Source organism: Flavobacterium ovatum (assembly GCF_040703125.1).
GTDB classification, from domain to species: domain Bacteria; phylum Bacteroidota; class Bacteroidia; order Flavobacteriales; family Flavobacteriaceae; genus Flavobacterium; species Flavobacterium ovatum.
The window spans coordinates 3,668,051-3,681,568 of the sequence record NZ_CP160035.1; the positions used below are offsets into that span (position 1 = coordinate 3,668,051).

The 13,518-nt window shown below is 33.6% G+C and carries 11 protein-coding genes; 10 read left to right on the forward strand and 1 reads right to left on the reverse strand.

The genetic code is table 11. The features are described 5' to 3' along the window. Positions 1 to 941: 941 nt before the first annotated feature. Positions 942 to 1,616 carry a DUF4294 domain-containing protein gene (locus tag ABZP37_RS15295; protein ID WP_366183960.1) on the reverse strand — a complete coding sequence of 225 codons (675 nt, stop codon included), beginning with the start codon at positions 1,614 to 1,616 and terminating at the stop codon, positions 942 to 944. 83 nt (positions 1,617 to 1,699) lie between these two features. Here ABZP37_RS15295 and ABZP37_RS15300 point away from each other — a divergent pair, with 83 nt between their 5' ends. The 10 genes from ABZP37_RS15300 (at position 1,700) to ABZP37_RS15345 (ending at position 13,493) form a co-directional block, all read left to right on the forward strand. Further along, on the forward strand, positions 1,700 to 2,788 hold the full coding sequence (locus ABZP37_RS15300) for a M42 family metallopeptidase (protein WP_366183961.1): 1,089 nt from the start codon (positions 1,700 to 1,702) through the stop codon (positions 2,786 to 2,788). 75 nt (positions 2,789 to 2,863) lie between these two features. Continuing rightward, complete coding sequence (locus ABZP37_RS15305) at positions 2,864 to 3,544, forward strand: response regulator transcription factor (RefSeq protein ID WP_366183962.1); 681 nt, start codon at positions 2,864 to 2,866, stop codon at positions 3,542 to 3,544. Further along, entirely contained in the window at positions 3,541 to 4,902 is a 1,362-nt protein-coding gene (locus tag ABZP37_RS15310; protein ID WP_366183963.1) for a HAMP domain-containing sensor histidine kinase, read from the forward strand. The genes ABZP37_RS15305 and ABZP37_RS15310 overlap by 4 nt, the downstream gene beginning before the upstream one ends. 73 nt (positions 4,903 to 4,975) lie before the next feature. After that, on the forward strand, positions 4,976 to 6,223 hold the full coding sequence (locus ABZP37_RS15315; RefSeq protein ID WP_366183964.1) for a TolC family protein: 1,248 nt from the start codon (positions 4,976 to 4,978) through the stop codon (positions 6,221 to 6,223). An 11-nt stretch (positions 6,224 to 6,234) separates the two neighbouring features. After that, positions 6,235 to 7,320: an efflux RND transporter periplasmic adaptor subunit gene (locus ABZP37_RS15320; RefSeq protein ID WP_366183965.1), complete on the forward strand. Its 1,086-nt coding sequence runs from the start codon at positions 6,235 to 6,237 to the stop codon at positions 7,318 to 7,320. A gap of 2 nt (positions 7,321 to 7,322) precedes the next feature. Continuing rightward, positions 7,323 to 8,594, forward strand: coding sequence for a carbohydrate porin (locus ABZP37_RS15325; RefSeq protein WP_366183966.1), 1,272 nt, complete (start codon positions 7,323 to 7,325; stop codon positions 8,592 to 8,594). Positions 8,595 to 8,608: 14 nt separating this feature from the next. Further along, positions 8,609 to 11,707 carry a CusA/CzcA family heavy metal efflux RND transporter gene (locus ABZP37_RS15330; RefSeq protein WP_366183967.1) on the forward strand — a complete coding sequence of 1,033 codons (3,099 nt, stop codon included), beginning with the start codon at positions 8,609 to 8,611 and terminating at the stop codon, positions 11,705 to 11,707. 107 nt (positions 11,708 to 11,814) lie between these two features. Continuing rightward, positions 11,815 to 12,288, forward strand: coding sequence for a DUF1801 domain-containing protein (locus tag ABZP37_RS15335; protein ID WP_366183968.1), 474 nt, complete (start codon positions 11,815 to 11,817; stop codon positions 12,286 to 12,288). A 10-nt stretch (positions 12,289 to 12,298) separates the two neighbouring features. Further along, positions 12,299 to 12,838: an SRPBCC family protein gene (locus tag ABZP37_RS15340; RefSeq protein WP_366183969.1), complete on the forward strand. Its 540-nt coding sequence runs from the start codon at positions 12,299 to 12,301 to the stop codon at positions 12,836 to 12,838. A 43-nt stretch (positions 12,839 to 12,881) separates the two neighbouring features. Next, positions 12,882 to 13,493, forward strand: coding sequence for a DUF2238 domain-containing protein (locus ABZP37_RS15345; protein ID WP_366183970.1), 612 nt, complete (start codon positions 12,882 to 12,884; stop codon positions 13,491 to 13,493). Positions 13,494 to 13,518: the final 25 nt, after the last annotated feature.

Below are 13,518 nucleotides of genomic sequence, written 5' to 3' on the forward strand. Positions count from 1 at the left end.
TCGATTCTATTACTCTTATTCTTTTGCTTTAAGATCTCTCTTAAAACGGCTGTCAATTCAATATGTCTAGGAACGTATTCTTATCTTGTTTGTCGTTTCGTTGTCATGTTAAACATGTTTCTCGAAGCGGGTGCAAAAGTAAAAAACTCTTTTGTTTCTCGCAAGAAAAATTTAAAGTTTTTTTTAGAATTTAAATCCTAATTTCTTTATTCTTTCTTACCAGTATCTCAAGGAACTTTCATCGTTTTGCGGGGTGCAAATGTAAAACGTAAATTCTAATCTCACAAGCTTTATTTGATATTTTTTTTGAAGAATTTCTTCCCCTTTATACCTCGTAATCCTTGCCAGTGTGTCAGTGAACGTATTCGTTGTTGCGGGTGCAAAAGTACACAGTCTTCCCCCTTAAACAATACTTTTTAAACGCCTTTTTTTAATCTTTTTTTTTAATGGACTGAAAAAGCGGTGTTTGAGTTTTGATGTTTTTTATGTTTGTAGGATTTTGGAATTATTACGCAGGGTGTTTAGGATTGTGTTCTCCACATACTCCATAGTAATATCACTTATATATAGGTATCCATAAATTTCATTTACTGGACTCATTGCAATTATTGCCGCGTTTATTACATACCTACGGCCTGCTTAAACTGTTTTGACTTGACTCGCTACCTATATATAGTAACTATCGGCATTATAAATAAAAAATGGCTTTGATTTCTATTACCTTATATAAAATGTACTACTACCTATGTATTGTTGTCCATAACTCAAGGTACCATGCTTCTAAACAAACCTAATCTACACTCCTAGCCCCGATAGAAGTGGCATCCTTTGCTTTTTTCTTTAAAAAAAGCAAAGATAGAATGGATAGCGGGACTATCTGTACTGATGAAAACTATTCTGGCTGCTTCTGAAACTTAACTAGAGAATTGCATGGATTGTGATTATTTACTTTCTTGCGCTTTTGCTTGCCAATGATCACTTAAACTCTCCATGTCAACTGGGTTTGCGGGAGGTTGATTTTGCAATCGTCCCGAATTGAATGCACGGAACAAAATTGATTCTATGAGAAAATCTTCGTTGACGTCGTATGGTTGGTACTTTGATTTTAAATTAATATCAAAAACACTAGCTGCGGTGTTTGACCAAAATGCTTTCCAACCGCTTTTTAAATCTTTGATTAGGTCAAAAGTCGTAACACCTGTTTGACGGTGAATTAATTTCACAAGGATTCGTCCTTGACTGCGAGATAATTTTTTGAGTTTGGCTTCGAATTCATTAGTAAGGTAGTCTTCTACGATTTTGAAATACTTTTTCTTTTCTCTAGCAGTAGATAATTTGTCCATTCCTTTTTTTAAACCTACTAATCGTTCTGCTGTTAGTTTTGCATATGGATAGGTTACCAAAACACGGTTTTGCAATATTAGGAATTGCTTTTTGGCTTCGGGGTTTAATTTTTCTTTGGAAATAAGGATTTCCTCCAATTGTATGGTGTCTTTTCCAATTTCATACGATTCATCAATTTCACGGACCATTTTTGACGGACCAACTGGAATTTCTTGTGCAAAAGTGCTTAATGAAAGGACAAAACAACTTATAAGTGTAAAAACAAACTTCATGGGGCAATATTTATTAGGGTAAAATTATACATTATATACGCAAGTCTGATACCAAATTTATAAATTAGCCAAAAAATATTTTTATGAGCACAGAATCTATATTAAAACCCGCGTCATTAGCTTTTTTGGAAAAATACTTAAACAATGCTTCCCCGACTGGATATGAAGCTGAAGGACAAAAAATCTGGATGGATTATTTGAAACCTTATGTTGACACCTTTATTACTGATACATACGGAACAGCAGTAGGGATTATTAACCCAGACGCCCCTTATAAGGTAGTTATTGAAGGACATTCTGATGAAATTGCTTGGTATGTAAATTATATTACTGATGACGGACTGATTTATGTTATTCGTAATGGTGGTTCTGACCACCAAATTGCGCCTTCGAAAAGAGTAAACATTCACACTAAAAAGGGAATAGTAAAAGGTGTTTTTGGATGGCCTGCTATCCATACACGTAACCGTGCAAAAGAAGAACCAGCTAAAACTGATAATATCTTTATAGATTGTGGTTGTGAAACTAAAGAAGAAGTTGAAAAACTTGGTATACATGTAGGTTGTGTGATTACTTATCCTGATGAATTTATGATCTTGAATGATAATAAATTTGTATGTCGTGCGATTGACAATCGTATGGGAGGGTTTATGATTGCCGAAGTGGCTCGTTTGCTACATGAAAACAAAATAAAACTTCCGTTTGGATTGTACATTACCAATTCTGTTCAAGAAGAGGTAGGTTTACGTGGTGCTGAAATGATAACCCAAACGATCAAACCTAATGTTGCTATTGTAACTGATGTATGTCATGACTCTACAACTCCTATGATTGAAAAGAAAATTGAAGGGGAAACAAAAATTGGAAAAGGACCTGTTGTAACTTATGCTCCTGCGGTACAAAACAACTTGAGAGAACTTATATTGGATACTGCCGAGGAAAAGAAAATTCCGTTTCAACGATTGGCTTCTTCTAGAGTTACTGGTACAGATACCGATGCTTTTGCTTATAGTAATGGCGGTGTTGCTTCGGCTTTGATTTCGTTACCGTTGCGTTATATGCATACCACTGTTGAAATGGTACACCGTGATGATGTGGAAAATGTGATTAAATTGATCTACGAAACACTTTTGAAATTAGAGAATAACGAGACTTTCTCTTATTTTAAATAGGAGTTTGTTTGTTGCAAATCAAATTCAAAGTAAACAACCCGATTTGAAAAAGTCGGGTTATTTAAACTACTAAGTATGAAAATTTTATTACTAGAGGATGATTTTACCTTATCAAAAGAGATTAACACCTTTTTTACTTCCAAATTATTTGACTGTGTTCCTTTTTATGATGGTTCATTACTTATAAAAAAGTACAAAGCCTTTGAATATGATTTGATTATTCTAGACATAAATGTACCTGGTCGCAACGGATTTGAAGTTTGCAAGGCTATTCGAGAAACTGATCAAAAAACGCCCATAATCATGCTTACTGCGTTTAATGAAATTGAGGACAAATTGACTTCATTTGATAACGGCGCTGACGATTATTTGGTAAAACCATTTCATTTTGATGAATTATACGCCAGAGTTAATTCATTATTGAGACGAAAAGACATTCCACAACAAAAAAAAGAGTCTATTCTTATTCATGATTTGGAATTGTTTGAGACGGACATGAAAATTTTTCGAGCTGGAATAGAAATAAAATTAACACCCAAAGAATTCAAACTTATTTTGATGCTTGCCAATGCCAATGGAAAAGTACTATCTAAGGCAACGATTGCAGATCAACTTTGGGATTATCATATTGAAACCAACCAAAACACTATTGAAGTTTATATTAATTTTTTGAGAAAAAAAATAGATAAAGACCGCGAGATAAAACTCATACATACCAAAATTGGATATGGATATTACTTAAGTGAAACTGAATGACATTAAAAACTAGAATTTCTCTATTGGTAAGTATTTTATTTGCTGCTCTTTATGGAATAGCATGTGTTTTTATATTTGTTCTGGCTTCCAATTTTAGAGAAGAGGAATTTATAGACCGTCTTGAAGTAAAGGCGCTCAAAACCTTGAAGTTTTTATCTGACCATAAAAATCCAAACTATGAACTATTGCGTACAATAGACAATAATTCGGTTTATAAATTAAATGATGAAAAAACATTAATTTTTGATTCGAATTTTAAACTTATGTATAGCAATGTTGAAGGAAAAAAAATAGACTGGAATGGTGCTGATTTAAAATATTTAAAAGTTCACAAGTCTTTTTTAAAAAAACAGGGGCAAAATGAGTTTTATGGGATTTTTATAGATACCCATGCAAAAGATTACTATGTTTTGATCTCTGCAAATGACCGATATGGAAATCGTAAAATGGTATATCTACAATACATTTTAATAATTTCTTACTTTGCGTTTACTTTAATTTGTTGGTTACTTACTTCCTGGATGGTACATAAAGCAATACTACCATTGGGATTATTTCATCAAAAAATAAAAAAAATTAACGAAAACAATCTTGACACGCGAATTGAGTCCAAAAGCAGCAAAAACGAAATTGACTTAATTGCTAATGAATTCAATTTTATGATGGATCGAATTGAGCTATCCTATCAAGGTCAAAAGGATTTTACCGCTCATGCTTCTCATGAACTACGCACTCCTCTGTCTAGAATTACATCACAAATAGAAAATAAAATAAGTGATCAATCTACAACTGATGACGCAAAGAAATTCCTTTTGGTAATTCTATCAGATATGAATCATTTAACAGAATTAATTCATTCTCTATTAATTTTATCAAAAACAGAAATTAGTAGAACGGCTGAAAAAGAATTAATAAGGATAGACGAGGTTTTATTCAGCTCTATCGAAAAAATCAATAAATCTTATCCTGATTTTAAAATTTCTTTTGAAATTGAAGATAGTGAACATCTTGAAAATGCACTAGAAATAAGAGGAAATAGAAATTTACTCGACATAGCCTTAACTAATGTGCTTAAAAATGCTTGTGTTTATTCTACCAATAAACAGGCTGAAGTAATTATAAGTTGTGATGAAAAAAGTCTAATTATTTCGGTCTCAAATATTGGAAAAACCTTAAACAAAAAAGAACAACTACATCTTTTTCAGCCTTTTATGCGTGGCGAAAACGCAAATGGCACGACAGGGTTTGGACTTGGCTTAATTATCGTACAACGCATTTTGAACATTCATCAAGCTCAAATTCATTATAGTATTCCTAAGGAACATACCAACCTCTTTCAGATAAACTTCCGGTTTTAAGCCTTTTTTAAGCCTTGAATTAAGGTGTCTTAAAGTGGACTGACGCCATCTTTGTATCATAAAATAAGATACAATGAAAAAACAATTAGGACTCTTACTCCTACTCTTTGGTTTACAATGTCTGCAGGCTCAAACTTCACTTACGCTTAAGGAATGTGAAACTCAATTTTTGAAAAATAATTTAGTTTTACTTGCACAGCATTATAATATTGATGCGGCACAAGCATTAACTATTCAGGCTAAAATATGGGACAATCCAATTGTAAGCGCTGACTTAAATGCTTACAATCCTGAAGCTCAAAAATATTTTGACAATGGGAAGCAAGGTGCAAAAGCATTTAGTATTTCACAAATTATCTATTTGGGTGGCAAAAAAGCTAATGAAGTAAAATTATCCAAGGCTAATGAGCAAATTGCTGAAATAGAATTCAATGATTTACTTCGAAATCTTAAATTACAATTAAGAAAGAGTTTCTTCACTATCTATTACAATCTTAAGAAAATTGAAACTACAGATAAACAATTAGTTCATATTGAGGACTTGGTCACGTCATATTCTGCACAGGTGAAGAAAGGTAATTTACCCCTTAAAGACCTAATACGTTTACAATCTTTATATCTAAATTTTAAAAATGAAAGATTAGAGGTTCTCAGTACTAATTATGAAGAACAAGCCAATCTAAAATTATTATTAAACAAAGTAGAACGTGTTATTCCTGTATTAGAAAATTCAGAATTTGAAAAATACAATAAGGAAATGCTTTTTGATGTAAAAAACCTAAAGGATATCGCAGTTACTACAAGACCTGATTATTTGTTGAGCAAAAAGAATATCGAAGCCACTGAACTCAACATCAAATTACAAAAATCACTTGCCATACCAGATATAACATTAGGAGTAGGATATACTCAAAGAGGCGCTGCATTTGATAACCAAAAAAATATTACTCTCGCTATCCCGTTGCCTTTATGGAATAAAAACAAAGGAAATATTCAATATGCCAAGACTCTTTTTGAGCAATCAAAAACAGAACAAGAAAAAACTACTATTGAATTGGAAACTGAAATCATCATGAATATCAATAAATGGGCTGATGCAAGAAAGAGCTACAATCAAATAGGAATGAGTAATCCAGATGAATTTGAACAAGTGTACCAAGGTGTAGTCTCCAATTTTAAAAAAAGTAACCTTAGCATATTGGAGTTTACTGATTTTATGGAAAGCTATAATCAATCCATTATCCAATTGAATGAATTAAAGAAAAAAGTAGTTCTTTCAGCCGAAGAGCTTAATTGTACTATCAACAAAGATTTATTTTAAAACATTATAATATGAAGACACGTTTAATATTGGCCATAGGAATAGTTACCCTTACGTTCACAAGCTGCAAAAAAGAAGTCGAAAACCCCGAAGTAAATACCACTTTTGCATTAAGCGATAGCATGCTTAAAACTACAAAAACTGCTGCAGCTTCGACTGAAATCGTAAAAAATGAGTTGAGTTTTTATGGGAAAATTGTAGCCGACAACAACAAATCTATAGATGTATATCCGCTTGTTGGTGGTAATGTTCTAAAAGTGAATGTTGAGTTGGGTGATTATGTCAAAAAAGGACAAGTACTAGCCACCATACGAAGTACAGAAATTGCTGATTTTGAAAAACAAATGATTGATGCTAAAAGTGACTTGATGGTTGCCAAGAATAATCTAAAAGTTTCCAAAGACTTATTTGAAGGGAAATTAAATTCTGAAAGAGATGTTCTCCAAGCCAAAAGCGAAGTAGATAAATCCAACTCACAATTAAATCGAGTTCAAGAAATTTACAAAATTTACAACATAAAACCAGGTTCTATTTATGAAGTAACTGCTCCAATAAGTGGATTTATCATTCAAAAAAGTATAAATCAAGATATGTTACTGAGAAATGACAGATCTGAAAACATCTTTGATATAGCTGAGATTAGTGAAGTTTGGGCCATTGCAAATGTTAATGAAAGTGATATTGAAAAAGTTAAATTGGGGCAAAGTGCCTCAGTAACTACTTTAAGTTATCCAGATAAAATTTTCCATGGCAAAATTGATAAAATCTTTAATATCATAGACCCAGACACCAAAGCGATGAAAGCTAGGATAAAACTAGCCAATAGAAGCTTCTTACTAAAACCAGATATGAATGCAACTATCAAATTATCTTTTAACGAAGATAAATCTATGGTAGCAATCCCAAATTCGGCGGTTATATTTGACAAGAGCAAAAATTTTGTCATGATTTACAAAGACAGAAATAATATCGAAACCAGACAAGTAGAGGTTTACAGACAGGTTGGTGATACTACTTACATTTCGAGTGGACTAACTGATAGCGAAAAGGTTATTACTAAAAATCAATTATTTATTTACGATGCCTTAAACGATTAAACATGAAAATAGTTAATTCTCTATTTATACTCTACTGTTTCATTAGTACTACATTTTTATTTGCTCAAAATCCAAAGAATGACACTATTGAGAAATACAGTTTAAAGTACCAAATGACTTCAATTTACCAATACCATCCTGCTTTTAATGCTAAATATTCTGGAGATAATAGTTTGAAAAATGTTGAAGAAAGAGCATTGTCTCTGACCTCAACACTATATTTTGACCTGCCTGTTTGGAAAGGAGCGAAAATCAGTTTAAATCCTGAAATGTCTGGCGGAGAAGGTGTTTCGGGTGCTAAAGGACTAGGTGGATTTGCAAATGGAGAAACCTTTAGAATTGGTCAAACAAAACCAGTGGTATATATGGCTCGAATGTTATTAGAACAAAACTTTGATTTTGATAAATTACATAATTTAAAAATTGTCCTTGGAAAGTTTGGTTTGTCGGATTATTTTGATGGTAATAATTTTTGTCATGATCCCCGTACTCAGTTTTTGAACTGGTCACTTATGACTCAAGGAGCTTGGGATTATGCTGCCAATACAAGGGGGTATACTGATGGGATTTATGCTAATTACCAATTTAATAGCTGGCAAATAAGAGCCAGTATTGATGCTTTGCCAACGGTAGCCAACGGGCCAAATGTTTCGTTTAGCTTTAAGAATTCAAATGCTATAAACATTGAATTAGAAAAAGAAGTTCATTTTGCCAACAATGATACTTCAATTATAAAATTATTAGGTTTTAGGAATGTAGCTGCAATGGGGAATTACAATTTAACCAACACCATCTATATAGGACAACCCGATATTACATCGACCAGAGCAGATGGTAGAACTAAATACGGAATAGGCTTAAATGCAGAATATGGGCATGCTGACAAATGGGGTGCTTTTACAAGATTTAGTTATAATGATGGTAAAAATGAAACTTGGGCATTTACAGAGATTGACCAATCTGCAACATTAGGAATCAACTTAAAAGGAAAAATGTGGAACCGTCTAAATGATTTTGGAGGAATTGCATTAGCTTCAAATGGTCTTTCTGCTTCGCATCAAAAATACCAACAATTAGGAGGAAATGGATTTATGATTGGGGATGGGAACCTTAACTACGGTACAGAAAAAATTGCGGAAGCATTTTATTCTTTTGCTATTCCAAAAACCAATTTTACCCTTTCGCCAGATTATCAATACATCATAAATCCTGGGTATAACAAAGACCGTGGACCTGTGCAATTTTTATCATTACGTTTTCATACTGAATTCTAAATTCCCCTATCCTCATGAACAAATTCATTAAAAATATCATTGCTTTCTCTTTAAAGAATAAAGCTTTCACCTTCTTTTGGGTTGGATTACTTTCTGTAGCTGGTTTTATTGCATTTAAGAATATGCCTATAGAAGCATTCCCTGATGTAACCAATACTCAGATTATCATTGTAAACCAGTGGAATGGCCGTAGTGCCGAAGAAATTGAGCGTTTTGTAACCTCTCCAATTGAAATTTCGATGAACTCTGTTCAAAAGAAAACCAGTGTACGAAGCATTACGATGTTTGGTTTATCGGTAATCAAAATCATATTTGATGACGGTGTTGATGATGCTTTTGCACGTCAACAAGTCAATAATTTACTAAAAAACGTGTCTTTGCCTGATGGTGTAGATGTCGATGTACAACCTCCCTATGGACCAACAGGTGAAATCTTTAGATATGTGCTAAAAAGTAAAAATCGTGATTCCAGAGATTTATTAACTATTCAATCTTGGACAATAGACCGTCAATTACGAGCGATTCCTGGAGTGGCTGATTTAGTCGCTTTTGGTGGTCAAGAAAAAACGTATGAGGTAGGTGTTAATCCAGCAAAATTAGCGCAATACAACATTACACCTTTGCAAGTTTATGACGCCATAAATGGCAGTAACTTGAATGTAGGTGGTGATGTTATCGAAAAAAATGGCCAAGCCTATGTAGTGCGTGGAGTAGGTTTATTAAAATCAATTCAAGATATCGAAAACATTATAGTTGATGATGCTAATGGCAATCCTATTCTAATCAAAAATGTGGCCGATGTTTACGAAAGTGCAATGCCGCGAGTAGGTCAAGCAGGACTAGACGCTAATGACGATGTTGTAGAAGGGATTGTCGTAATGCGTAAAGGTGAAAATGCAAAAGAAGTTCTTGCCTTAGTAAAAGCAAAAATTGATGATTTGAATAACAACATCTTGCCAAAAGATGTAAAAATGGAGACTTTTTACGACCGTGACCGTTTGATGAATTTCACTACCGAAACCGTAATGCACAACTTGTTTGAAGGAATTGTGCTGGTTACTTGTATCGTTTTCCTATTTATGGCAGATTGGCGTACTACTTTTACGGTTTCTATTGTTATTCCGTTATCATTGCTTTTTGCTTTTTTATGTCTAAAGCTAATGGGCATGAGCGCCAATTTACTGAGTTTGGGAGCGGTGGATTTTGGTATTATCATCGATGGCGCCGTCGTAATGGTCGAAGGATTATTTGTAGTACTAGACAAAAAATCCCATGAAGTAGGTATGTACAAGTACAACAAATTGGCCAAAGGAAGTTTGATTAAACGAACAGGAACCGAAATGGGTAAAGCTATTTTCTTTTCAAAATTAATAATCATTACAGCCTTGCTACCTATCTTTTCTTTCCAAAAAGTAGAAGGAAAAATGTTCTCTCCCCTAGCCTACACCCTTGGATTTGCCTTGATTGGAGCTTTGCTATTTACACTAACATTAGTCCCTGTGCTTTCTCATATTTTATTGAATAAAAATGTGAAAGAAAAACACAATCCTTTTGTCAATTTCTGGGATAATTTGGTCGAAAAAGGATTTGGATGGACTTTTAAACATAAAGTAAAAGCATTGATGATTTCATTTATTTTATTAGTATCTGTTTTCTTTTCAGCGAGCTTCTTAGGAACGGAATTTTTACCGCAATTAAATGAAGGTGCTCTTTGGGTAGAAGCCAAATTACCAATGAGTACTAGCCTAACCGAAACTGTAAAAACTACGGCAGTACTTAGAAAAGAATTACAGTCTTTCCCCGAAGTAATTGGCGTTCTGTCCCAAGTAGGTCGTAGTAATGATGGAACAGATCCTAGTGGATTTTACTATGTGCAAATGCAAGTAAACTTAAAACCAAAAGAAGAGTGGACACGCAAAATTACAATGGACCAATTGGTGGATCAAATGGACAAGAAACTAACCAAACATCAAGGGATTGGTTATAATTATTCACAACCAATTATTGATAACGTTGCTGAGGCTGTTGCTGGAATAAATGCTTCTAATGCAGTAAAAATTTATGGTGACGATTTGGATGAACTAGATGAACTAGCCAACCAAGTAATCAGTAAAATCAAGGATGTTCCTGGTATCAAAGATGTAGGGATTTTGAGAAATGTTGGTCAACCTGAGCTAAGTGTAGTTTTGGATCGTGAAAAAATGGCTGCTTACGGCGTTACTCTAAAAGATGCACAAGCTGTTCTTGAATTGGCTTTTGGAGGAAAAACAGCTACCGAAAAATACGAAGGAGAAAAGAAATTTGATGTACGTGTGCGTTATGCCAAAGAATACCGTAAGGATGAAAAAGATATTAGCGAGTTAAAAGTACCTACAATCCGTGGCGCTAAGATTCCGTTAAAAGAAATATCTGAAGTTAAAACCGTTACAGGGCCAGCTTTTATTTATAGAGATAATACCAAACGTTTTATTGGAGTAAAATTCTCTGTGCGTGACCGAGATTTAGGAAGTACTATAGCCGACGCACAATCTAGAGTAAAAAAACTCAAAATGCCTACCGGATATAGTGTGGGTTGGACAGGAGAATTTGAGAATCAAGTGCGCGCCAGCGCCAGATTAGGTCAAGTGGTTCCCATAAGTTTGATTGGAATATTTGTTTTACTTTTTATCCTATTTGGAAATATTAAGGATTCCTTATTGGTTTTGGCAAATGTACCTTTTGCTATCATTGGCGGAATTATTGCGTTGCATTTAACTGGAATGAATTTCGGAATCTCCGCAGGAGTTGGTTTTATTGCTTTGTTAGGAATCTGTATTCAAAACGGGGTAATTCTAATATCTGAATTTCATCACAACCTTAAAGCAAAAATGACACTTGAGGAATCAATTTTTAAAGGGGTAAAAGCTCGTACAAGAGCAGTTGTAATGACGGCATTAATGGCTTCGATTGGCTTATTACCAGCAGCTATTTCTACAGGTATTGGATCTGAATCACAAAAACCATTGGCTATTGTAATCATCGGTGGCTTAGTGACAGCTACTATTTTGACATTATTGGTTTTCCCAATTATTTTTTGGGTATTCAATAGAAAAAAACATGCTCCTATAGTGTAATTAATTTAGTCCTAATCAAATACCGCCACTTTTTTAGCTAAAAGACCGCTGTTCAAAATCAAGAACAGCGGTTTTTTTTATTAAATTTACGTTATAAACCATTTTCCATGCAATCAAAAGCGCTAACAATTGATGACTATTTAATGGAGCTTCCTCAAGAAAGAAGGGAAGTGATGGTTAAACTTAGAGAAACTATTCTTGAACATTTACCCGATGGTTTTGTTGAAGAAATGAATTATGGAATGATAGGCTACGTTGTTCCACATCTATTATATCCTGAGGGATATCATTGTAATCCAAAACCCCCGTTACTTTTTGTAAATATTACCTCTCAAAAAAACTTTATCGCTCTGTATCACATGGGAATTTATGCTAATCCTGATCTTTTTGAATGGTTTGTTAGTGAATTTCCAAAATATTCAAATGCCAAACTAGATATGGGGAAAAGTTGCATTCGATTCAAGAAAGTGGATCAAATCCCTTTTGAATTAATCGCAGAATTAGTTCAGAAGATGACTGTTCAAAATTGGATAGCTTGCTATGAAATACAATTTAAAAATAAAACATTCAACAACCTTTAAATTAAAAAACATGAAAATCATCAAAAAAATTCTATTTGCGATATTGGCAATTATTGCAATTGCACTTATTGTTGCTCTCTTTATGCCTAAGGATTATGCTGTAGAAAGGGAAATTGTTATCAAGCAGCCAAAGGATTCTGTTTTTAATTACATAAAATATTTGAAAAACCAAGATGACTTCAGTGTCTGGGCTAGAATTGATCCTGATATGAAAAAAACTTTTTCTGGTGTTGATGGGACGGTTGGAGCTATTGCAGGATGGGAAAGCCAGAATGATAAAGTTGGCGTAGGTGAACAGGAAATAATAAAAATCACAGAAGGAGCTAGAATCGATTTTGAATTGCGCTTCAAAATTCCTTTTGAATCCAATGATAATGCCTATATGAGTACTGAAGCTATTACTGTTAATGAAACCAAAGTAAAATGGGGTTTCAAAGGAATTATGCCCTATCCCATGAATTTAATGTTTCCTTTGATGAATATGGAAGAAATGCTGGGCAAAGATTTACAGCAAGGATTAGATAATCTCAAAGTAGCACTGGAGAAATAACTATATTAGCAGCATTATCAATTATATCATGGTTAATTATTAGATGAAGAACCTATTTATAATGCTTTCCCTTTACTTTATCATATTAATTTGGTCAGCAATAAATCCGAAGGAAATATTTACTTGGTTTCTAGAAATAATACCTGCCATACTTGGGCTCATCATATTGGCTGTTACTTTCAAAAAATTTAGATTTACAGAGTTCACTTATTCTCTAATACTACTTCACTGCATCATACTGTTTATCGGAGGTCATTACACTTATGCAGAAGTTCCATTTTTTGAATATATCAAAGATGTATTTCAGCAAAGTCGAAATAATTATGACAAAGTTGGTCATTTTGCACAAGGATTCGTACCTGCCTTGATTACAAGGGAATTATTTATTAGAAAAAATGTAATCAACAATCAAAGCTTTTTCAACTTCATCATTGTATGTATTTGTCTCGCTATTAGTGCTGCTTACGAATGGATTGAATGGGGAGTTTCATTGGTTACTGGAGCAGGCGGAGATTCCTTTTTGGGTACACAGGGAGATATATGGGACACACAATCGGATATGCTTTTTGTTACGATTGGAGCTATTGTAGGATTGCTTATGTTTTCTAAAATTCAAGACAAACAAATAGCCGCAACTCTAAATATTTTGGTTTAATTCATAAAAAAGCCGCAACTCAATT

What these genes read in the sequence shown, in the direction of transcription:
- ABZP37_RS15295 (WP_366183960.1), bottom strand. Translation starts at nt 1,616, where the DNA reads ATGAAGTTTGTTTTTACACTTATAAGTTGTTTTGTCCTTTCATTAAGC.
- ABZP37_RS15300 (WP_366183961.1), top strand. Translation starts at nt 1,700, where the DNA reads ATGAGCACAGAATCTATATTAAAACCCGCGTCATTAGCTTTTTTGGAA.
- ABZP37_RS15305 (WP_366183962.1), top strand. Translation starts at nt 2,864, where the DNA reads ATGAAAATTTTATTACTAGAGGATGATTTTACCTTATCAAAAGAGATT.
- ABZP37_RS15310 (WP_366183963.1), top strand. Translation starts at nt 3,541, where the DNA reads ATGACATTAAAAACTAGAATTTCTCTATTGGTAAGTATTTTATTTGCT.
- ABZP37_RS15315 (WP_366183964.1), top strand. Translation starts at nt 4,976, where the DNA reads ATGAAAAAACAATTAGGACTCTTACTCCTACTCTTTGGTTTACAATGT.
- ABZP37_RS15320 (WP_366183965.1), top strand. Translation starts at nt 6,235, where the DNA reads ATGAAGACACGTTTAATATTGGCCATAGGAATAGTTACCCTTACGTTC.
- ABZP37_RS15325 (WP_366183966.1), top strand. Translation starts at nt 7,323, where the DNA reads ATGAAAATAGTTAATTCTCTATTTATACTCTACTGTTTCATTAGTACT.
- ABZP37_RS15330 (WP_366183967.1), top strand. Translation starts at nt 8,609, where the DNA reads ATGAACAAATTCATTAAAAATATCATTGCTTTCTCTTTAAAGAATAAA.
- ABZP37_RS15335 (WP_366183968.1), top strand. Translation starts at nt 11,815, where the DNA reads ATGCAATCAAAAGCGCTAACAATTGATGACTATTTAATGGAGCTTCCT.
- ABZP37_RS15340 (WP_366183969.1), top strand. Translation starts at nt 12,299, where the DNA reads ATGAAAATCATCAAAAAAATTCTATTTGCGATATTGGCAATTATTGCA.
- ABZP37_RS15345 (WP_366183970.1), top strand. Translation starts at nt 12,882, where the DNA reads ATGAAGAACCTATTTATAATGCTTTCCCTTTACTTTATCATATTAATT.